Origin of the sequence: Paracraurococcus lichenis (genome assembly GCF_030657435.1) — a bacterium.
Classification (GTDB): Bacteria; Pseudomonadota; Alphaproteobacteria; order Acetobacterales; family Acetobacteraceae; genus Paracraurococcus; species Paracraurococcus lichenis.
On the sequence record NZ_JAUTWS010000081.1, the window covers coordinates 1 to 19,362 of the forward strand.

A 19,362-nucleotide genomic window follows, 5' to 3' on the forward strand; every position below is an offset into this window, starting at 1 on the left:
CGGTCGAGCGTGCCTCCATGCGGCTATGCCCCGTACGCCCACCGCCGATCAGACCCAGCGCGAAGCGGTCTTCTCGCCTGCCCATTGACGCCGTGTGGTGGTTCTGGAAGCCCGGCATGCGGATCCGCTGTCGGTCTGGCGCCGGTATCTGCGACACCCCCGGCACGGCGCCCGTGGCCTCGTCGTCCGGGACCTCGGTGGCTGCGGCAGGCTGCACGGCGGGGGCCGCCGACGCTGCCGGGGCGGCAGGAGCCGCCTTGCCCCAACTGGCCAGGACGGTGGGCCGGATGCCCGGCGGCACCGGCGGCAGGCCGGCAGTGTCGGGCGTGACACCCATGCTGGCCTGCCCGCCGGCACCCTCCACCGTGGCCGGCGCGGTGTCGGGCTGTGAAGCAGGCTGTGAAATGACCGTCGGCTGCACGCTGGGCATGGAGGCCCCCGGCGTGACCACGGGCATGCCACGGTAGCCGGCGCGCACCCGCACACGGGCACGGCGGTCGCCGCGGTAGCTGGCAGGCTGGAAGCCGGGCGGCGTGCCAGGTTCCTCCGGAGCTTCCTCCTGCGGTGCTGCCGCCGGCGCGGGCGGCACGGTCGGGGACACGGCAGGGGGCGGAGCGGGGACAGCGGGTGACGTAGCGGGGGCGGCCAGAGCCGCGGGGGCCTGCGGCATCGCCACCGCGCGCCCGTCCTGTTCCGCCCACCCCGGCGCGCTCCACCCCTGCGGCACCGGGTCGCCCTCCAACGGCCGCCAATCCGGCGCCACCTGCTTGGGGGTGACGCCGAACAGGCGCCGCATCCGGTCGCCCATGCTGCGCCGGGGCCGCTGCGATTCCTCAAGCGGCAGGGATAGCGGCTGCTGCCCCGCCTGCGGCCCTGGTCCGGGCACCCCTGGCGGCGCGGCGTGCGGCAGGCGCTGCGCATCCGGGTTGGCCGGAATGGCCGGCGGCAAGTCCACCGTCTGCTCGGGGATCGCCAGCGCAGGCTCGTCCCGTTCCTGCGGCTCCGGGGCCGGCATGGCCGGTACGGCGGCAGGCGCGGTTGGCCGGTCGCTCAGCGGCGCGGGCGGCTCCTTCCGCTCGGGGCGGTCCACGATCCCCGGATGCACGCCATGGTCCGACCGCGCGGGTGCGGGGATGGCGTCCAGTGACGGCGGCAGTGGGAAGTCCACTTCCGGCAGTGCCTGGACCGCCCGCTCCTGCTCGTCCTCGGGCACCGGCTCGGTCGGTTCCACCATCGGCAACTGTGGCGCGGCTGGCGCGGTGGCCGGGGTGGGCGGCACTACAGGCGCGGCGCCCTGCACCTCAGGAGGTGCAGGCGGTGTGGTGGGCACCGTGGCCGGCGCCTGCCGCTCACGGGCCGCTTCTGCGTTACGCTCGCGGGCTCGCTGCGCCAGGCCGCCCGACGTCGGCCGAGTGGCTGCCGCCCGTGGTGCCGCCGGCTGGGGCGTCGCGGGTGCCGGCAGGGTCGGCGCGAGCGCTGGCGCGGCGGGCGCCTCTCCGGGCTCCCCGGCATTCCACTCCGCATCAGGAATGTGCTGAGCACCGCGGGCGTTCATCCGCTCGCGGCGTTCCTCCATGGTCGGTGCTGGCCGCGCCGGGGCACCGACGGCCTGTTGCAGCCCGCGTTCAACACCACCGACCGTGCTGCCGTAGAGCTTGTCCACTGCGGCAGTCAGTTTGCCGGCAGCATCGATCCCTGCGGTGGTGATCTTCTGGAGGTCGAGGACCGGCTGCAGCAGCCCTTGCCCGGCCCGTGCCAGGGCATTTGTCGCGTCGGCTTGCTGATCCTGCGCCTGCTGCCCCTGGTTCGGCTTCTCGCCCGCCGTGTTGGCGGCACGCAGCAGCGCGCTACGGAGATCCTCTGTGCTGCCTTCCCATGCCTTGCTGGGCTGCAACTGGTCCCGCGCAGCGTTCATGGCGCCGTCGGTGCGCGCCAACTGCCGGTCGCGTCGGGCCCGCAGCGCCGCGTCATCTTCGCGCATGATGGCCGTCAGCGCAGGCAGATTCTCGACTTTCGGCGCCTGCTGGCCGTCCTCGGTGCCGATGCCCGCCTGCGCCAGCCGGTTGCCAAAAGCGCTCACGCCGCCCGGCAGCGTCCGCATGTCCTCTACAGCTTTGCGGAGGATATAGCCCTCCCGCCGCGGCGCGTTCGCGCCCAGCAGGGCGTTCGTATAAATGTCGTTCGCGTGAGCGCGGTCGTATCCCTGGCCCTGCGCCACCGCAGCATCGTGCATGGTGTCCAGCACCGTGCGGCCGCTGGTGGGGACGCGACCGAAAAGGCCGCCCTCGTAGGTCTCTCGGGCGATGTAGGGGTCGTTGATCCCCTCGCGGTAGAGCGCCTTAGCGGTCAGCACCTGCCCGGCCAGGCCCATGCCACCGCCGCCGGTGATGGTCTGGTTGGCGCGCTCGAGAATGCCCGCCAGGTCGGCGCCGCGGAGGCCCGTGCCATCCTTCTGCCCCGCCGCCATAGTGGAGAACAGCCGAGCGTATTCCTCCATCGCCTCCGGGGTGTTGGTCCCCTGCCGCGCCGCCTGCTCCTGGAAGCGCGACAGCACATCAACCAATCGGTCCGTCTGCCCGCCCATGCCGGCGGCCTGCGTGGCCTCGGCGATGAGCATGGCGTACCGCTTGGGATCCTCACCCATGAACGAGGCGCGGGCGAATGCACGGTTGGTGCGGTCGCCGTCCAACCCATAGCTGCGGGCAAAGGCCCCGGCCGTGGCCACGCCGTCCTCGGCCCGCTCTGCCTTGCGCTCGCCGGTCTGCTTCACCCATTCGGCCGACAGCCGCTGGGCGGCGTCGTAGGTGATGTGCAGGCCGTCCGCGGTCTGTCGCACCGCGTTGCGCAGCGCGTCGAAGTCCGTGGAGGTGTCGCCCAGCAGCTTGCCGAGCTGGTTGGTGTCGATGGCCTCGCGCTTGGCGCTGCCGATGCCCTCGCTGACCTTGCTGGCCAGGGTGGAGGCCATGCTGGCGATGCTGCCGATGGCGCCCAGGCCGAGCCCGGCACCGAGGCCACTGGCCATGCCCGAGGCGAGCCGGCGCATGCGGCCCGGCCGCGGCGGCTGCCCGCCACCGGCGCCGCCCTTGCCGCCCCGGCGCCGCCCGCCACCGCCGCCCCCGCCCGCCATGGTGGGCACCGCCGGCGGCGGCGCGCTGGCCTGCAGCACGAACCCGGCCGGCCGGAACAGCGACCCGTTGAGGTTGGTGCGGCTCTGCGCCGCAGCCTCCGGGCTGCGGAACTGCGCGTCGTGGCCGCGCATGGCGTCCAGAACGTCGAAGCTCTCCCGCCCCGCCGCCATGCGGCGCAAGGTGCTGCCGCCGGTGCCCGGGGCGCCGCTGCTCATCAGCCGGCGCATCGCCTTGTCGGCTTCTTCCAGCGGCTCGCGGAGCTCGGCCAGGCCGCCGCGGCGGAAGTCGATTTCCGCCAGCTTCTTGCCCGACTGCCCGGCCTTGGCCAGCGCCGCGTCGATAGCCTGGATGGTGCGCAGGCTCTCCGCAGCCGGCCGGGCCGGCTGCTTCTGCCCGGGGGTGGCGCTGAGCGTCGGCGCCGCCGGGGGCGTGCCAGCTTTATCGGCGGCAGGCGCGGCAGGGGCCGGTGGGGGCGCAGCGGCATCACCGGGTGGCCTCGGCGTGGCCGGCTCACCGATCTCGAGGCCGGTGCCGTGGAACAGGTAGTCCGACGCGCCCTTATCGAAGGTCGCTGCGTGCTTCGGCCCCACCTCGCCCCGCCGCTGGTAGGCGTCCAGGAGATCGAAGTCCTGGCGCCGGCCGCCCTCCGCCACATGCCCGCGACGCATCTGCCGCCATGCGTCCTGCAACGGGGACAGCGGCATGTCGCCGATGCCCGCGAACCGCCGCTGCGCCGCCGGCAGATCCTTGGCAAAGGGCTCCATGGCTGGGTGGCTGTAGTCCAGGTCGCGGACCTTCACCCCCTCCTGGCCGCTGGCCTTCATGGCCGCCAGGAGGTCCTCCATCGTGCGCCGCGCAGGGGCATCATCCCCGCCCAGGGGCGCGGCTACGGGCGCCGGTGCCGGCGGGAGGGTGGGCATGGCCGGGGCGGGCTTGGGCGCCGCCTGCGGCTGCGGTGGCGTGGGTGCGGCCGGCTTGGGGGCGGGCGCAGCGTCGTCAGCCTGCGGCGGCTCCCCCTTGCCGTCATCGGCCGCCGCGGCCGGCTTGGCCACCGGCACCGGCCTGCGCGGCGCCGGCTCCCACTGCGTGCCGGCAAAAACCTGCCGCCCCACCGCGTCCAGCACGCGGCTGCGGGCGTCCTCGTTGGGGAAGGCCTTCTGGCTCTGCCGGTAGAACTCCACCGGGTCCAGCTTGCGGCCGGCGCTCTGATCGACCGCCCGCACCAGATCAGCGGTGTTGCTGCCCCGCATCTTGCGGAGGTCGTCCATCGCCTTGCGGGCGCGGTCAGCGTCCGCGGCGAATTTCTCCAACCCGCCAGCGTTCCAGTCCACGTCGGCCATGCGCTTGCCGGCATTGCCGGTGCGCTCCAACACCTGCTCAAGCTGACGGAACTGCCCCAGGGTGTCCGTGACCGCAGCTTTGGCTTGGCTTGTGTCGGCTCCGATCCGGATATTGATGTCGGCCATGATGCACCTTGGGGAACCGGCTGTGCATACGGTCACGACCCGTCTCAACGACCCGGCAGGTCTCGCTGGCATCTGTTTCGGTGTATTGTGGAGACCACGTTGACGCGGCGACCTCGTCTGTCCAGATTTGCCTTTATGAGCGAGAGCGCCGAAGCCGAACTGGAAGCCATCGGCCGCGAGGCCGTCAGGCTCGTCACTGGGGATGATCTAGCGGAGCACGTCCGCGTCTTGGCCGGGCAGGACTCTTCGGACCGACCCGCCCTGTACTTCTCGTTTGTCATCGACCGGGACAATGACCGCCAGCGGGCGGGCCTGCTCCAGACCCGACTGACGCAGAAGCTCCGCGACCTACTGACCGACCGCAGAATTGGGGAGTACCCGATAGTTAAGATCGTGAGCCGGGCGGACTGGGAGCGGCGCGAGGGTGCCTGACCCTGCCGATCTCCTGGCCGTCGCTCGCCTCCTGTCCGCCTCAGCCACCCCGCCCCCGTCCGAAGCACAGCTTCGGCGTGCCGTGTCCACGGCCTACTACGCCCTGTTCCACAAGGTGCTCCAGGCCGGCGCCGAACGCTTTATGGGGCCGGGCGCCCGAAGGAGCGGCGGCTACGGGCTGATCTACCGCAGCTTCAATCACGGCCGCATGCGGCAGGTTTGCGAGGCGCTCACGGCCACCAGGCTAAGTGCAACCGTGCAGCGGCAGCTCGGCCGGACGGTGGTGAGCCAGGACATGCGGGACTTCGCTGCCGGGTTCGCCAACCTGCAGGAGCTCCGCCACCAAGCGGACTATGATCCGTCGTCCCACTTTCCTCCATCGATCGTAGGAACACTGGTGGACACCGCCGAAGTCACCATGGCGGCCTTCGATCGCACCACACCAGACGAGCAGGTCGACGTGCTGGCGCTGATGCTGACAAGCCCAAGAGGTTGAGAGATGTGCTTGCCGACATTGCCGGTGCGCTCCAACACCTGATTGAGCTCGCGGAACTGCCCCAGGGTGTCCGTCACCGCCGCCTTGGCTTGGCTGGTGTCGGCACCGATCCGAATGTTGATATCGGCCACGCGGCGGCACTCCTGGGAGAGCCTGCCTCGATGCAGTCACGACCTCGGTTGCACGGTTCCTTCCAACCGCCATTCCTGCTTCGATCGGCGGAACACGGGAGGAGACATCCATGCACCTGCCGCGCCGCACGGCGCTCGGGCTGCTCGCTGCATCACCAGCCGCCGCTCAGGCCCATCCTTGGCCCAGTCGTTCCCTGCGCTGCATCGTGCCGAGCGCCGCCGGCGGTTATGAGATCTATGCCCGCATCCTGGCGCCGCGCCTGTCGGAACTACTTGGGCAGCCGGTCGTCGTGGACAACAAGCCCGGAGCCAACGGCACGATTGGCATGCAGAAGCTGCAGCGCAGCCCATCCGACGGCTACACCTTCATGTTCGCCCATGCCGCTCGACCCGGTGGAAGATCTCGCTTCCATCGCCGTCGCGGTGACTTCGCCACTGGTCTGGCTGGCGAACCCCACCGCGCCCTTCCGCAGCCTGCCGGAGATGGTGGCGCGCGTGCAGGCGGAGCCGGGCACCTGGCGCTACGGCCTTCCGGCCTCCGGCAGCATCCCGCACGGCCCGGGATCGCGGTTCGTGCCCGGCTCGCCGCCGTGCCCGGCCGACGCCGGCGCGGTATCGGCGACCAAGGGGAGCCGGACGGCGCACCGGACGCCCCCCGGCGCGAAGTCCAGTTCCACCGAGCCGCCCAGCTCGGCGGCCAGGGCGCGGCCGAGGAGGCGGCTGCCGAAGCCGCGGCGCTCGGGCGGCCGCACCGGCGGCCCACCCTCCTCCGTCCACTCCACGGTCGCCGCCGGGCCGGCGCGCCGCCACGCCAGCGAGACGCGCCCGCCCGGCTCGGACAGCGCGCCGTGCTTGGCCGCGTTGGTCGCCAGCTCGTGCAACGCCATCGACAGGCCCAGCGCCTGCCTTGGCGCCAGCATGAGCTCCGGCCCGTCGAGGCCGAGGCGGCCGCCGCCGCCTTTGCCGTCGAGCCAGGGTGCCAGCGCCGCCCGCGCCACGTCCGCGAGCGTCGCGCCCGCCCACTCCTCCCGCGTTAGCAGGTCGTGGGCGCGGGCGAGCGCCCGCAAGCGGCCCTGGAACGTCGCCGCGAAGGCGCGCGGCTCAGGCTCAGACTTCAGCGTCTGCTGGGCGAGCGATTGCACCGTGGCGAGGGTGTTCTTGACCCGGTGGTTCAGCTCTGCGACCAGGAGCGCGCGGCGCTCCTCGGCGCGGCGCCGTTCCGTGCGGTCGCGCAAGATCTTGAGGAAGCCTCGTACCGCGCCGGCGCGGTCCCGCAATGGCATCGTCAGGCCGCTTGCCCAAAAGCGGGTGCCGCCTTTGCGCAAGTGCCATCGCTCGTCATCGCCGCATCCCTTGGTCAGGGCCGACCGCATCTCCTCGGCCAAGCAACCTGCAGCGCGGTCCTCGGGCGTGAACACCACCTCGGCGGAGCGGCCAAGGATCTCCGCCGCCGCGTAGCCAAGAATGCGCTCGGCGCCGGCGTTCCAGGTTGTGACTACCCCGTCGAGATCGGTGGTGAAGATGGCGTATTCCTCGGCGCTCTCGACGATCAGCCGGTGGAGGTCCTCGCTCTCGGCCAAGGCCGCCATCGCCTCGCGCCGTTCGGCGTGCGCCCGCGCCTCCGCCAAGGCGCGCTCGACCGCGATTGGCAACCGACCGAGGCGCTGCTTGACCACGTAATCGGTGGCGCCTTGCTTTACGGCGTCTACAGCCGCTTCCTCGCCGAGGGTGCCGGATACAAAGATGAACGGGGTGTCGGGCGCCAGCTCGCGCGCCATCGCCAGCGCCGACAGCCCGTCGAAGTCCGGCAGCGCGTAGTCGGCCAGGACGAGGTCGAAGCTGCCGCCGGCCAGGGCGGCGGAGTACGCAGCCCGCGTCTCGACGTGGGTGATGGCGCACGCGACCCCGGCTCGGGCCAACTGCGCCGCGACCAGCTCGGCGTCGATCAGGCTGTCCTCAAGGTGCAGGACGCGGCAGGCGCCCGCCTCCGGGGCTACGGGCGTGGCGACGGGCAGCGCTGTCAACGGTCGGCGTTGGGCCCCTGTCCCAACCCCCAAGCGCCATTTGGGGAGGGCTCGTTGAGCACGGCCCAGAAGGCCCCGATGTCGCGGATCGCTTCGAAGAATTCACGGTGTCCGACCGGTTTGACCACGAACCCGTTGACGCCGAGCCCATAGCTGCGGATCAAGTCCTGCTCCTCGGCCGAGGAGGTCAGCATCACCACGGGCACATACCGGGTCCGCGGGTCCGCTTTGATCCGCTCCAGCACCTCTAGGCCGTCCACCCGGGGCAGCTTAATGTCGAGCAGCACCACCGCGGGGAGCAGGGGCCCGCCCGCCCGCTCAGGGTCTGCGTTGCTGGTCCGGAACAGGTGGTCCAGCGCCTCTACCCCGTCGCGCGCCACCACAACCGGGTTGGCGAGCCGGCTCTTCTCCAGCGCCGCCAGCGTCAGCTCGATGTCGTTCGGGCTGTCCTCGACCAGGAGGATGGGCCTCAGCTCTGCCATCTCGTCACCTCGCATCCGTTGGCGGGCCGCCGCGCGGCAGCGTGAAGAAGAAGGTCGCGCCCTGTCCCGGCTTGCCCTCGGCCCAGGCGCGGCCGCCGTGCCGCTCGACGATGCGGCGCACGTTGGCCAGGCCGATACCCACGCCCTCGAACTCCTCCTGGCGATGCAGGCGCTGGAACACGCCGAAGAGCTTGTGCGCGTAGGCCATGTCGAAGCCGGCGCCGTTGTCGCGCACGTGGAAGACGAACTCGTCCCCGGCCGGCTCGCAGCCCACCTCGACCACCGCCTCCGCGCGGCTGCGGGTGTACTTGACCGCGTTCGACAGCAGGTTCTGGAACACCTGCCGAAGCATGGCAGGGTCGCCGCGCATGGCGCCGGGCATTGACGCCACGCGCCATTCGACGCGCCGCCCGGCCAGGTCCGGCTCCATGGCCCGGCGCACCTCGGCGACCAACACCGCCGGGTCGAACTCGATGTTTGCCAACGAGCTGCGGCCCATCTGCGAGAAGTTCAGCAGCGCGTCCACCAGCCTGCCTGCAGTTTCGGCGGCCTCGGTGATGACGCTCAGGAAACGCCGGCCCTTGTCGCTGAGCTTATCCCCTTCGAGCTCGCGCAGCAGCTCGGCGTAGCCCGTAATGTGGCGGAAAGGGGCGCGGAGGTCGTGGGAAACCGAGTAGGAGAAGGCGGCGAGCTCGCCGTTGACCCGCTCCAGCCGTCCGGTGAGTTCGGCTCGCTCCTCGGCCGCGCGCAATACGATGTTGACGATGGCGGTGCGCAGGTCTCGCACCGCCTCGACCTCGGCGGCGGTCCAAGGCGCCGACCGCAGCCGCACCGTCTCCGCCCAGGCCTCAAAGGAGCGGCGCGGGTTGAGCTGGCCCGAGGCCGGCTCGGCCATCTTGCGTGGGTCGCCGCCCCAGCTCACGGTGCGCACCACCTCTGGCCGGAACCAGAGCAGGAAGCTGGCATGCAGACGCGAGATCGGGACCGCCAGCAGGCCGCTAGCGGCGTCGGCAAAGACCTCGGCTTCGGGCATCAGCGACGCCAACGAGGTGGTCTCAAAGGCTTCCTCCACTCCGTGCCTAGCGAGCCATTCCGCAATGCGCCGAACCTCCGTTTCGGGCGGGGTGCGGCCCACCAGAACACAACCGCCGTCGGCCAGCACGGCGGCGCCGGCGGCGCCGGCGAGCATCGTCAAGTCTTTCGGGGCGGCGACGAGGCCGTCCACGAAGTTCCCCCTGGCGGCCATGTGCGCGAGTAGCCGCCCTTCGACGCCCTTCAGCCGCGCACGCTCTTCGGCATGCCTCGTCTCTTCCCGCGCCGTCACGCGGACTGACAGCATCTGGCCGATGAGGTCGCACGCGTTGCGGGCGGCGAAGGGCACCCGGCGCGGCGTGGCGTGGTGGCAGGAGATCAAGCCCCAGAGCCGGCCGTCCGGGCGCAGCAAGGAGACCGACATCGAGGCCGGCGTGCCCATGTTGCGCATGTATTCGAGGTGCACCGGCGAGACGCTGCGCAGCGCGGAGTAGGTGAGGTCGAGCGGCGGCCCGCCGTGGCGAGCCGAGAGGATCGGCACCGGGGCGTAGCCGGCGTCGGCGATCAGGCGCTGCGGGTTGAGTTCGTAGAGCCGTCGCGCTTGCGCCGGGATGTCGGAGGCGGGGAAGCGCAGGCCGAGGTAGGATGGCAGCCGCCCGTCGCCGTCCTCGGCCACCACGATGCCGTCCCAGTTCTCCTCGAAGCGGTAGACCAGCGCCCGGTCGAACCCGGTGACGCCCCGCACAGCGGCCGCGGCGCAGGCCGCCAGTTCCTCCACGGACGACGCGCGCCCGAGGCGGCCGAAGGCGTCCCGCACCCCCGGGTAGAGCGCCTCCAGCGTGGTAGCCTCGGCGGCGCCTCCCTCGACGGCCTCGACCTCCAGCACAACGAAGCCATCGGGCGAGCGGTGCGCGACGGCCTGGAACGCCTCGCCGGACGCCGAGCGGCACAAGCCGAGCGGCACCGGCCCGCGCTCGGGCAGGCGCGCTAGGCAATGTTTCAGGTGCTCCGCCGGGCCGCCCGCGAAGACGCACTCCAGCGGCTCGCCCCAGAGGGCCGCCACGTCGGCCACTAGGAGGGCTGCGGGGGCGGCGGCGCTCGCGTGCGCGAGCCCGAGCCCGTCGCCCTCGAAGGCCAGCAGGTGGCCGTGCGGCTGGATGCTGCCCGGCACGTGGATCGGCTCGCGGGCGCAGCCGGCCGCGGGATCGACGGCCGGCCGCCGGTCGTCGTGGCCGGGCGTCACGCCACGCCCCCCGCTGCGGCGGAAGGGGCGGCTCCCACGTCGGCCCGGCCGGCACGCCCCGGAGCGATGGCGGCGACCCGTGCGGCGAATAGGTCGAACACCGCGGCTGACCGCGGGCCGAGGTCGCCCTCCTCCTCCGGCGTGAGCTCCGCGCCCTCCAGGGCTCGCAGGAAGCCCTGCCACATCGTGCTGCGGTCCAGCCCGTACGGGTCGAGGAAAGCGGCGCCCCGCTCGCGCGTCAGCCCGAGGCGCAGGACGCGGCGGGCGAGCACGGCCCCGCCCAGCGTCGCGCCTTCCAAAACGTAGAGGGCCGCGAAGACGACGCCCGCGTGCCAAAGCGCCGCCATGGCGCCCGCCTCTGCCCCGGAGGCCACCCGGGCGATGGCTGGCGCGCGCGCGCCCAACGCGCGCAGGTCGGCGCGGACTAGGCCGGCCTTGCGGCGCCGCGGCCAGTCCGGTAGCAGCCGGCCGGCGCCCGCGGCGTGCAACGCGTCCTCCAGCGCAGCGTAGAGGGGGGCCATGGCACCGAGGTAGCGCGCGTAGCCATCCAGGCTGTCGAAGCAGCCGCCCGCCTCGAGCCGGGCCTCGAGGGCCGCGTGCTGGGCGCTGGTGGCCCGGCGCAGGCGGTCGCGCCGGGACCCCGTGGCCGGTGCGTGCCGCCCGCACCGGGCCGTCACGGGGTTGCGCCCCCTGCGCGTCCCCGTCCACGCGGCGCGCCGGGCTCGCGGGACGCCGCGGCGCCGCCGCGCTCGCGCCAGAGGCGGGCCTTGGCGGCGGCGAGCACGGCCCGCCGGTCGGCGAGGTCGGCGTCTGCTATGCCTGGCAGCACCCCAGCATCCCGCAACGCCCCGAGCACGAGCGCGCGCAGGGTCACTCCTCGCGCCGCCGCGGCCGCGCGCACCTGGGCGCGGACGCCGGGCGCGACCATCACGCAGAGCTGCACCTCAACGGCGGTATCAGGGTCGGAGGGCAGGACGGAGGCCTTGGAAATCGGGATTTGCATGTTCCGGAAGATGTTTAACGCAAAGCAGTAAAGTTGCCTAGCCTTAAGGTTGAAAGAAGCGCAGCAAACAATGCTTGTTACGGCGGACGGGGTCGCACTGACGGTGGGGGTTCGAGCGCCGGGAACCCTTGAATCCCGCACCCTCGGCGTGGCGCCGGGGTGGAAGGGGCCGGGGGTACGTCGGCGTGCCCGCGATCGGGCTTGCGCTTCCGACGCCATCAGAACCCCGAACCCCGTGACCGTCCCGCTGCCGAGTTCTTGCTTCGTCCTGCTATGCTACACGACCGTTCATCTCGTTAGGGCGGGCCTACGAGGCGATGGCCAAAGCCTGCCTTCGTGCAGGCTTCAGCCCGCGCCTCGGCCAGGAGGCGCCGCGCATCAGCACCGCGCTCAGCCTCGTAGCCGCTGGCTTCGGTGTCACCCTGGTGCCGGCGTCCATGCGGCGCATGGCGCTGGAGGGAGTGACTTATCGCGACCTAGCGGATGCCGCCGAGGCGAAGGCCTTTCTCAGCCTCGCAGCGCGCCGAGACGACGCCTCGGCCACGGTCAGGCACTTCGTGGCCTTGGTCCGGCGCGCGGCACGGGATGATGCCTCGCGGTGAGGGACCGGCGAAGCGGGTCCGGCGCACTCGTCTCTGCTTGCCGCCTGATCCGGAGCTCACCGGGCCGGCCTCGAAGGTCCACTCCGGGGCCGTTTGCTGCGGTAGGCCTCCCGTCTGAAGCTACCGCCAGGCAGGCCCGAACTCGGCGGCCAGTCTGGGTATGCCAAGCGTCAGGCGAGCACCACTGGCTGCGTCCCCGGCTGTCCCTCGGTTGTCCCGCTTTGGTCCCGGGTCGGGACCGCGCACCGTTATGTGGTGCAATGGTCTGTAGGGAAAATCCGATTCCGCATAAGTCCCGGATATGTCCCTTCTTGGTCCCGCCAAAGTCCCTTTTTTCGTCCCGCATTCTGTCCCCTCTTGGATCGTCCTTGTCCCCGAGATTGACCCCTCGTAGTCCCGATCTGACCCCGGCCGCGTCCCCGATATTGACCCCCAATTGTCCCCGCTTTGACCCCGATCGTGTCCCTGGCATCGACCCTGGCTGTCCCCGCTCTGGCCTCGACTGTCCCCCCTTCGTCCCCTTTTCATATCGGCAGAGGTAAGATCCCGGCCCAGCAAGCCGGAGGCGCTGCGGGTAGCCAAAGGCCATGAAGGTCATCAGCGCGTGCCGGTGCAGGCCTTCGCGCCATAGCCAGCATCAATCAGGTTGCGACCGAAGTGCACGCCAGCGGCGATCAGTTGGTTAATTCGATCAGCATGATCTCGCCCTTAGCAAAGGCCACCACCGCCTCGTCCGGCATGCAAGCAGCCGCGCAACGCTCGGGTTCAGGGCAGCGCCCTGAACCCGCAATCCACCGGAGACTGCTGTTTTAGCCAACAGGGTTCAGTTCTACTCCGACGGGAATAGGCCTGTTGTCCGGATTGGTGAAAATCTGCACAATCTCCTCATTGGAGAGGGTAGGGTGCGTGTCTAATGTCGGTAGTTTGTGCGCCGCGTCCCAGTCGGCTTTCAATTGTGCAAAATCGGCCTCATTGAAGCCGTACTTATTGACGTAGAAGCTAATAGTGAAATCATCTGCGCCTTGGCTTAGATCGCGCTGATGCATGGTCATTGGACCCCAGGTGACTGTTCCGCCAACTGGGATTGCTTGTGAAATGCTTATCGTATCCGGTGCGGAAACAGGATTACCCTCATTACTATTGGGGGAGTACCCAACCATTGGCTGAATATCCGCGCCAGGGAACTGCTCCGCAAGCGTCTTGCCTGTTGGCGCATGAAAGTGCGTGTACGGCGTATGGAATTCCTGCGTGGGCGAAGTGTTGTCGCTGAAGCCGGTGAGATAGAGCAGCATATCGCCGCCCTGGCCGATGGGCGCCTTAATTATCGGGATGCCAGTATCATTATGTAGTACAAACTGTACTGATCCTCGTAAACCATTTGTAGAATCAGCAAAGTTGGCCGCAGGGGTTTCCGCAGCTAATCCTTCTGCTCCAAGATCCTGTACTCTAATTGAGGCAATGCTGTCTTGGAAAATAGCTTCTGGTGTGTAGTGGATGTCAATCGTTAGAGGTGGTGTGTTGGGGCTTTTGCCTCCGTCCATGATGAAGACGGGGAATGGGCCGGTGTCGGTCACCGGACCTTGGCTGAGATGAATATAATCGGGGAGCGTTACGCCCCAAAGGTGGTCCGTGCCTTGAATGAGTGCCGTGTGCGTCATGTCGCGTCTCCAATGAGAGCACGTCATCTCGACGTCTATCGCCACGTGACAGCGAGAAGAATCGGTTTGGCAACACCCTGTTTTGAAAAATGGTCTAAATAAATATCATTAACATCTAGCAAATCAACTACTCAGGGTTTCTATTTTGCATTGCACTTTCTCTCACTGAAGCTTTGTCTACTATCGTTAGATCGCTTCCAGCAACGCCCGATCAGTCATCGCCGACAGCTTCACAGCCTCGCCCGTCACCGAGCTCATCACCTCGCGCGCCATCGCCGCAACCCCTAGGGTGCATATGACTTCGCTCAGTACCCGAACTCGCGATACCCCATGCCCAAGAAAGCAGTTGCTAAAACTTGCAATAAATTGAAATGGTAACTGAAAGAGTTTGTGTGACTTTCCAGGAGAACCGGCCTGGATGCGAGCGGTCGATGCGGCAGGCGCTACGGCTTTCGGCCGGGGTGGTGGCGTCGCGGACGCTGGCGCTGCTGCGGAGCGTGGGCATGCTGACCTGGTGGAACAGCGGCGGCGCGGTGAATGTGGTGCAGGCGGCGCAGTAGCCGGGCAAAACCTGTGCCGGCACAGGTTTTGCCGCGCTCGAGGCGCCCCGCCTTGGCTATGGCGACGTGCTGCAGCTGGCCGAGATCACCGGACCGGACCGCCTATTCCAAGATCCGGGTTTAGCCCGCGGCCGGATCTCGCAGTCGCACGCCAGGTCCACCGCCGTTTGCATTGATGAAGATAACCCCCTTGCTTTCCAAAGCTGCTCGGACGGCCGCGACGGTACGCGGGTAGAGCTCCTCACCACGCTCTAGCCTTGTAATAGTCGTGGGCGAGACACCCGCAGCCGCGGCGAGGTCACGTACACCCAACCCTATGGCCGCTCGGGCCATTCGGCACTGGGCCGGGCTCAAAATGTCACCCTGTGACAAAGTGCCTTGCTAAGCATGCAGAACTGTGGCACAGAATACCAACCTTGTCACGTACAAGGCGACCGAGCAGGGAGGTTCGAGGCTCCCTGTCCGGTCTAACCACCAGATCGGAGTTCACCCGATGGCAGTGGCTAATCCGCGTCGTACCACACGCGCGCCCACGTCCCAAGCAAAGCCAATACTCAATGCGCCACTCTCGCGGAAGCAGCTCGAATCTCGAGCTGTCGACGTCCTGCACGAGGCAGCGTCATCCGTGCTCGCCGCCAAAACAATCGGCACGGAAGCTCATCGCCTCGCCGGGCAGATGGTCGAGACCGATAATCCGCGGACGCTCCTGCGTTTGGCGGCATCGCTCTGCGCGGCCGCAGAGCAGGCGGCGACGGGCTTCGCCTTCTTGCGCGAGCGTATGTCAGCAGCCGAAGCAGCAGCGCGGTGTGCTCGAGAGGACATGGAAAGCGCGACCTTCGCAGCCATGTCGCAGATCGAGGATGCTCAGCGCGCCTTCCTGACCAACATCGGGAAGCTCAACCGCCGGCAGCGCGAACTCGGCTCCCGGAGGGTGCGCGCATGAGCGGCAACAATCTGGGCCTCTGGCCGCGCGCGCTCATCGCCGAAGCGACAGCTGGGCTCGACATGCGGACCGCGGCGGGATGCGATACAGCGCGCTTGCGCCTAGCAGTCGCACTTGCCGATCGCGTGCGCTCGGCGACGCTGGTGAGCATCTGCGCGGTGCACGAGCTGGACGATGCTGGCGACGTCTTTGCGCTGGCCCGTCGGCTGGCGACAGCTTGCGTGCCGCCGTCCGAGAATGGGGCGAAGTCGGCGCTCCGCTCATCGGAGGTCACGCCATGACCGCGACCTTCTCGCGCCGCCTGGCCTTGGCGAGCGCTGCAGTGGTGCCGCTCGGCGCTGGGCAATCGACCAGCGCGACGGCGCTGTCGGATGATGCGCTGGTACGCGACGTCTGCGCGCAAATGCTCCAGCATCTCCGCCACGAGCGGCGCGTCGATACGGAGGCGTTCCTGCAGCTCCGCCGCGAGTTTATCGATCTCCCGGCGCGAACACCTGGCGCGCGCGCGGCGAAGGCCAGCGTCCTCGTCGCAATGGAGATAGATTTCGAAGAAGCAACAGAAGGTGACGAGGACTTCAGCGACATCCCCTGCGACATTCACGCGCCGCTGCACTCACTCCTCATGGATGTGATCCGCGCAGCAAGTGAGGGCAAAATACCCTCATATACCCTCAAGTAGACTTCTATGAGTGTGGGCAAAATGCCCTCATTGTACGCCCTATTGGGAAGTACGCACGCGAACCTTGCCACGCCCTGAACGGTTTTGATAAAAGAAAAGAAGACAGACGTGAGGGCATAATCTCGACGGAGACGCTGCTACCGAGCTGCATGTTGAACCTGCGAAGTCTGGTAGGCCTGCAGTCCGCGAAAAGCGTCTTCTATCTCTCGACCTAAGCGCACTAAAAAAGAAAGGCGCCGCTCCATGGCCGGAGCGGCGCCTTGAACACCCAGCTCCACCCAATCTCGTCGATGAGCAGAGGAAGCCTGAGCATGACGATACTAGATAAAGGGTCATTCATTCGCAAGTGGTGACCTACGTGGCGCTGGTCCCTCAAACACACAGATGTGGGACCGAATCAAATGAGCAGATTAACAGAGTATGTTGGCGTGCCAGCGATTGCGGCCGCCATCAAAGCCTTTGCCATCCGTTGTGGGATCGACGACACGCACCCCGTTCTGGCGGGGCATCTCGCGCGTCAGCTGCGCGTCGCGCTTGAGGACGCTCGCATCCCGCACCGACGGGTCGGCACGAGGTACGCCGTGGCGGAGTCCGATGTGCCGTTCGCGGCAGGCGTGCTCGGCCTGAGCAAACCCTTGTCCTGATCGAAAAAGACCGCGGCGTGTCACCCGCCGCGGCTCCAGTCGCAAAGGATGTCGGTATGCTCCCGCAGAATACTGCGGCGCTGCGCCGCGCTGCAAGCTCTCCGAACACTAACTTAGACAAAAGATATCGTGCCGCCCCAGCCGAAGTTGCTGCAGCGCTCGCCAATCAGATGGAAGCTCTCGCTCGCGGGCTGATCTGCCGCGAGCCAAGCAGCCGCAGTGGCTATGAATTGCGATGGGGACGCAAAGGCTCGCTCGCCGTGCACATCGGCGGGCCAAAGCGCGGTCGATTCTTCGATAACGAGGCACAGGTGTGCGGCGATGCTCTGGCCCTGGTGGCTCACCTGCGCCGCTGCTCCATGGGTGAAGCGTATCGCTGGGCACTGGGTTGGCTGGGCATGGAAGGGCGGCTGGATGCGCGCACAGCGCCGCAATGGCCCAAACCAGCGGAGCCGAATAGTCCTGTTGGCGAGCAGGCCTCATCTCTAGCTCGGCGCAAGCTGGCAGCGCGACTATGGCGTGAAGCGTTGCCGGCCGCTGGCACCCCGGTCGAATGCTATCTCACCGGGCGCGGCCTGAGCCTTCCGCCAACCGATCTCTTCAGCGCCGATCCCGCGGATCTGCGCAACGCTTACCCGCTGCGCTTCCATCCGGCTTGCCCACGCGGGGCCGAGCGGCTGCCGGCCATGGTAGCGTTGATGACCGACCCGGTTACGGGCGCGCCGCAGGGCCTGCATCGCACCTTCCTCGCGCCGGATGGGGTCGGGAAGTCGTCAGGCCAAACCAAGATGATGCTCGGCGGGGCCGGTGTGGTGTGCCTGGTGCCAGAAGCGGAGGTGGTGGATGGTCTCGGCGTTGCCGAAGGCATAGAGACCAGCCTAGCCATCATGCAGCGCTACGGATGGACTCCGGTATGGGCCACGGGCAGCGCAGGCGGCATTGCCCGATTTCCCGTCCTGCCGGGCATCGAGGCCTTGACCGTTTTTCCCGATGCCGATGACAGCGGCGCTAGCCTGACGGCGGCGCAGCGATGCGCTGAGCGATGGCGAGCCGCGGGCCGTGAGGTGGATTTCATCCCTGCGCCTGACGGCGCCGATTTCGCTGATCTGACCGGGAGGGCCGCGTGATGGACGCCTACTCCAGCCCGGAAGATCGGATGCGCGCGGATGGCGTCGAGACGCCCGATTTCCGCGCGAGGGCCGAGGCAAAGCGACGGGAAGCCAGAAAGTTCGGCCGGCTGCAGGCGCTGTCGGTGGAGGACGCACTAAACGCTCCGCCGCGCGAGTACCTGTTAGACGGCCTGATTGCGCCCGGGGAGTTCTCGGTGTGGTGGGGCGCGCCGAAGTGCGGAAAATCCTTCCTGCTGCTGCGGATCGCCTACGGCATGGCGCAAGGCTTGGGCATGTGGGGGCGCGAGACCGCGCGAGTGCCCGTCTGCTATGTGGCGGCCGAGGGTGGGCACGGCATTAAGGGCCGCATCCATGCCTTGCGGAAACGGCTCGGCCCGGCGCCGGGCTTCGACTTCTTCGCGCAGGCGGTGGACCTCTTTGACCCGAAAGCGGACCTAGACGATCTCATTGAGGCGGTGACGGCATTCGGATCCCGTCTAGTGGTGCTCGACACGCTGGCCCGCGTCATGGGCGGCGGCGATGAGAACGCCACCCGCGACATGAATGCCTTCGTCCGCAATTGCCTGCGCATCCAAGAGGAAACCGGCGCGCATGTCGCGGTAATCCATCACGGCGGGTGGGATGGCTCGCACGCTCGGGGCAGCATCGCCCTCATCGGCGCGGCCGACATCGTGGTGAAGGTCTCCGGCGAGCAAGGCGGGCCGAAGACCGCCCTGGTTGAGTATGCGAAGGATGACGATTCCGGCTACTCGCTGAGCTTCGAACTCGCAGAGGAGGAACTCCCGCCCGACGCGAAGGGGCGGCCGCGGAAGAGCTTCGTGGTCGAGGAAACTGACGCGCCGCCCACACCCACGGCCCGTGGGAAACCCCTCACCCCACGCCAGCAAGGATGGTTAGACGACATCGTCGACCTCTTCGCCGCCCCCGGTCTGGCGGAGGAGCGGGAGCCCATAGAAGGGCTGCGTAGAAGTCTCACGCTCACGAGAGAACAGGTGCGTGCGGGGCTTCGTGGGAAAGGGCGGTTCGATCTGGATTCCCACGGCGCGCTGACGATGAAGGACCGAGATCGGCTGCGCGAAGCTCTTAACACCCTAAAAGAACGAAGGAAAATCGGCATGACCGACAAGCTGGTCTGGCTGTTGTGAGGGCTGACGTGGGGTACGTAGGATTTGCGTGGGGTGCGTGGGAATCCCACGGAGGGCTTCCGGCGTGGGGTGCGTGGGGTGCGTGGGGGTCCCCTATAAGGGGACCCCACGCTCCCACGCCCACACGCTGCCTGGTGTGGTCACGGGCATGGCTGACTTTTCAGCCGTCACCCAGGCTGCCCGCGAGATCTCAGCCGTGAGACCATGGGGACAGCGAGTCTGCTAGAGGTGGCGAGCGAGGACAACCGGCTCTGGTTTGAGGCACGGCCGCACAGGCGGCACCGGGTACGCCCTTACGTGCCAAGTGAGGTCCCGCCTGGTGAGCCTGACCCGCCCGAGGTGCCCGACCGGCGGTAGTTCACAGCGGTTCGGTAGCTAGAGCCAGGGGTGCGAGTACGCTGGACGTTCTCGGCTCAGGAAGAGCCGGCGCAGGGCGAGCACGCGGCGGCGCGGTGATTCTCCATGGCGATGCGGAGCGAGCAGCCGTGAGCGGTCCTGGCTGGAGCCGGCCCGCAAAGCACGACCCTAGCGAACTCCATGATCGGAGAGAGACGATGAGCGATG

The 19,362-nt window shown here is 68.5% G+C and carries 18 protein-coding genes and 2 pseudogenes; 11 read left to right on the top strand and 9 right to left on the bottom strand.

From position 1 onward, the window contains the following. Positions 1 to 4,594: pseudogene (locus Q7A36_RS33560) on the bottom strand (hypothetical protein); the annotation flags it as partial. A 135-nt stretch (positions 4,595 to 4,729) separates the two neighbouring features. On the opposite strand from Q7A36_RS33560, the gene Q7A36_RS33565 reads away from it, so the two are divergent. The 3 genes and pseudogenes from Q7A36_RS33565 to Q7A36_RS41790 all read left to right on the top strand — a co-directional run. Then, on the top strand, positions 4,730 to 5,026 hold the full coding sequence (locus tag Q7A36_RS33565) for a hypothetical protein (RefSeq protein WP_305108164.1): 297 nt from the start codon (positions 4,730 to 4,732) through the stop codon (positions 5,024 to 5,026). A gap of 82 nt (positions 5,027 to 5,108) precedes the next feature. Beyond that, positions 5,109 to 5,522 (top strand): hypothetical protein, encoded by a 414-nt coding sequence (locus Q7A36_RS33570; protein ID WP_305108165.1) that lies wholly within the window; start codon positions 5,109 to 5,111, stop codon positions 5,520 to 5,522. A gap of 241 nt (positions 5,523 to 5,763) precedes the next feature. After that, positions 5,764 to 5,967 (top strand): annotated as a pseudogene (locus Q7A36_RS41790) (Bug family tripartite tricarboxylate transporter substrate binding protein); the annotation flags it as partial. On the opposite strand, the gene Q7A36_RS33575 reads toward Q7A36_RS41790, so the two are convergent. From Q7A36_RS33575 to Q7A36_RS33600, 6 genes are read right to left on the bottom strand one after another with little or no spacing between them, the layout of a single operon-like run. Beyond that, a complete protein-coding gene (locus tag Q7A36_RS33575; protein WP_305108166.1) occupies positions 5,923 to 6,168 on the bottom strand; it encodes a hypothetical protein in 246 nt (81 codons plus the stop codon). The pseudogene Q7A36_RS41790 and the gene Q7A36_RS33575 sit on opposite strands and share 45 nt — an antisense overlap. 6 nt (positions 6,169 to 6,174) lie before the next feature. After that, the gene (locus Q7A36_RS33580; protein ID WP_305108167.1) at positions 6,175 to 7,677 is read right to left on the bottom strand and encodes a sensor histidine kinase; all 1,503 of its coding nucleotides are present in this window, start codon (positions 7,675 to 7,677) and stop codon (positions 6,175 to 6,177) included. Further along, positions 7,674 to 8,159: a response regulator gene (locus Q7A36_RS33585; protein ID WP_305108168.1), complete on the bottom strand. Its 486-nt coding sequence runs from the start codon at positions 8,157 to 8,159 to the stop codon at positions 7,674 to 7,676. The genes Q7A36_RS33580 and Q7A36_RS33585 overlap by 4 nt, the downstream gene beginning before the upstream one ends. Before the next feature lie 4 nt (positions 8,160 to 8,163). Continuing rightward, positions 8,164 to 10,434 carry an ATP-binding protein gene (locus Q7A36_RS33590; protein WP_305108169.1) on the bottom strand — a complete coding sequence of 757 codons (2,271 nt, stop codon included), beginning with the start codon at positions 10,432 to 10,434 and terminating at the stop codon, positions 8,164 to 8,166. Beyond that, positions 10,431 to 11,111: a biliverdin-producing heme oxygenase gene (locus Q7A36_RS33595; RefSeq protein WP_305108170.1), complete on the bottom strand. Its 681-nt coding sequence runs from the start codon at positions 11,109 to 11,111 to the stop codon at positions 10,431 to 10,433. The genes Q7A36_RS33590 and Q7A36_RS33595 overlap by 4 nt, the downstream gene beginning before the upstream one ends. Then, positions 11,108 to 11,437, bottom strand: a complete 330-nt coding sequence (locus tag Q7A36_RS33600; protein ID WP_305108171.1) for a hypothetical protein — start codon at positions 11,435 to 11,437, stop codon at positions 11,108 to 11,110. Before Q7A36_RS33600 ends, Q7A36_RS33595 begins: the two co-directional genes overlap by 4 nt. Positions 11,438 to 11,754: 317 nt before the next feature. Between Q7A36_RS33600 and Q7A36_RS33605 the strand changes: the two genes are divergently transcribed. Next, positions 11,755 to 12,039, top strand: a complete 285-nt coding sequence (locus Q7A36_RS33605; protein ID WP_305108172.1) for a LysR substrate-binding domain-containing protein — start codon at positions 11,755 to 11,757, stop codon at positions 12,037 to 12,039. An 809-nt stretch (positions 12,040 to 12,848) separates the two neighbouring features. Here the strand turns inward: Q7A36_RS33605 and Q7A36_RS33610 are convergent. Next, positions 12,849 to 13,697, bottom strand: a complete 849-nt coding sequence (locus Q7A36_RS33610; RefSeq protein ID WP_305108173.1) for a hypothetical protein — start codon at positions 13,695 to 13,697, stop codon at positions 12,849 to 12,851. Positions 13,698 to 14,128: 431 nt separating this feature from the next. Here Q7A36_RS33610 and Q7A36_RS33615 point away from each other — a divergent pair, with 431 nt between their 5' ends. Continuing rightward, on the top strand, positions 14,129 to 14,257 hold the full coding sequence (locus tag Q7A36_RS33615; protein WP_305108174.1) for a hypothetical protein: 129 nt from the start codon (positions 14,129 to 14,131) through the stop codon (positions 14,255 to 14,257). A 120-nt stretch (positions 14,258 to 14,377) separates the two neighbouring features. Here the strand turns inward: Q7A36_RS33615 and Q7A36_RS33620 are convergent, their stop codons facing one another. Then, positions 14,378 to 14,590, bottom strand: coding sequence for a helix-turn-helix domain-containing protein (locus Q7A36_RS33620; protein ID WP_305108175.1), 213 nt, complete (start codon positions 14,588 to 14,590; stop codon positions 14,378 to 14,380). 292 nt (positions 14,591 to 14,882) lie between these two features. On the opposite strand from Q7A36_RS33620, the gene Q7A36_RS33625 reads away from it, so the two are divergent. From Q7A36_RS33625 to Q7A36_RS33650, 6 genes are all read left to right on the top strand, one after another. After that, positions 14,883 to 15,200, top strand: a complete 318-nt coding sequence (locus Q7A36_RS33625; RefSeq protein WP_305108176.1) for a hypothetical protein — start codon at positions 14,883 to 14,885, stop codon at positions 15,198 to 15,200. Further along, positions 15,197 to 15,481 (top strand): hypothetical protein, encoded by a 285-nt coding sequence (locus Q7A36_RS33630; RefSeq protein ID WP_305108177.1) that lies wholly within the window; start codon positions 15,197 to 15,199, stop codon positions 15,479 to 15,481. The genes Q7A36_RS33625 and Q7A36_RS33630 overlap by 4 nt, the downstream gene beginning before the upstream one ends. After that, a complete protein-coding gene (locus tag Q7A36_RS33635; RefSeq protein ID WP_305108178.1) occupies positions 15,478 to 15,879 on the top strand; it encodes a hypothetical protein in 402 nt (133 codons plus the stop codon). Before Q7A36_RS33630 ends, Q7A36_RS33635 begins: the two co-directional genes overlap by 4 nt. 428 nt (positions 15,880 to 16,307) lie before the next feature. Continuing rightward, positions 16,308 to 16,523: a hypothetical protein gene (locus tag Q7A36_RS33640; RefSeq protein ID WP_305108179.1), complete on the top strand. Its 216-nt coding sequence runs from the start codon at positions 16,308 to 16,310 to the stop codon at positions 16,521 to 16,523. Positions 16,524 to 16,579: 56 nt separating this feature from the next. Then, on the top strand, positions 16,580 to 17,650 hold the full coding sequence (locus tag Q7A36_RS33645; protein WP_305108180.1) for a DUF7146 domain-containing protein: 1,071 nt from the start codon (positions 16,580 to 16,582) through the stop codon (positions 17,648 to 17,650). Next, positions 17,650 to 18,798 carry an AAA family ATPase gene (locus Q7A36_RS33650; RefSeq protein ID WP_305108181.1) on the top strand — a complete coding sequence of 383 codons (1,149 nt, stop codon included), beginning with the start codon at positions 17,650 to 17,652 and terminating at the stop codon, positions 18,796 to 18,798. Before Q7A36_RS33645 ends, Q7A36_RS33650 begins: the two co-directional genes overlap by 1 nt. The last annotated feature ends 564 nt before the right edge of the window (positions 18,799 to 19,362 follow it).

Excerpts from the sequence above, each read along its gene's own strand:
- Q7A36_RS33565 (WP_305108164.1), top strand. The coding sequence starts at position 4,730 with ATGAGCGAGAGCGCCGAAGCCGAACTGGAAGCCATCGGCCGCGAGGCC.
- Q7A36_RS33585 (WP_305108168.1), bottom strand. The coding sequence starts at position 8,159 with ATGGCAGAGCTGAGGCCCATCCTCCTGGTCGAGGACAGCCCGAACGAC.
- Q7A36_RS33600 (WP_305108171.1), bottom strand. The coding sequence starts at position 11,437 with ATGCAAATCCCGATTTCCAAGGCCTCCGTCCTGCCCTCCGACCCTGAT.
- Q7A36_RS33605 (WP_305108172.1), top strand. The coding sequence starts at position 11,755 with ATGGCCAAAGCCTGCCTTCGTGCAGGCTTCAGCCCGCGCCTCGGCCAG.
- Q7A36_RS33610 (WP_305108173.1), bottom strand. The coding sequence starts at position 13,697 with ATGACGCACACGGCACTCATTCAAGGCACGGACCACCTTTGGGGCGTA.
- Q7A36_RS33615 (WP_305108174.1), top strand. The coding sequence starts at position 14,129 with ATGCGGCAGGCGCTACGGCTTTCGGCCGGGGTGGTGGCGTCGCGGACG.
- Q7A36_RS33620 (WP_305108175.1), bottom strand. The coding sequence starts at position 14,590 with ATGGCCCGAGCGGCCATAGGGTTGGGTGTACGTGACCTCGCCGCGGCT.
- Q7A36_RS33630 (WP_305108177.1), top strand. The coding sequence starts at position 15,197 with ATGAGCGGCAACAATCTGGGCCTCTGGCCGCGCGCGCTCATCGCCGAA.
- Q7A36_RS33635 (WP_305108178.1), top strand. The coding sequence starts at position 15,478 with ATGACCGCGACCTTCTCGCGCCGCCTGGCCTTGGCGAGCGCTGCAGTG.
- Q7A36_RS33645 (WP_305108180.1), top strand. The coding sequence starts at position 16,580 with ATGCTCCCGCAGAATACTGCGGCGCTGCGCCGCGCTGCAAGCTCTCCG.
- Q7A36_RS33650 (WP_305108181.1), top strand. The coding sequence starts at position 17,650 with ATGGACGCCTACTCCAGCCCGGAAGATCGGATGCGCGCGGATGGCGTC.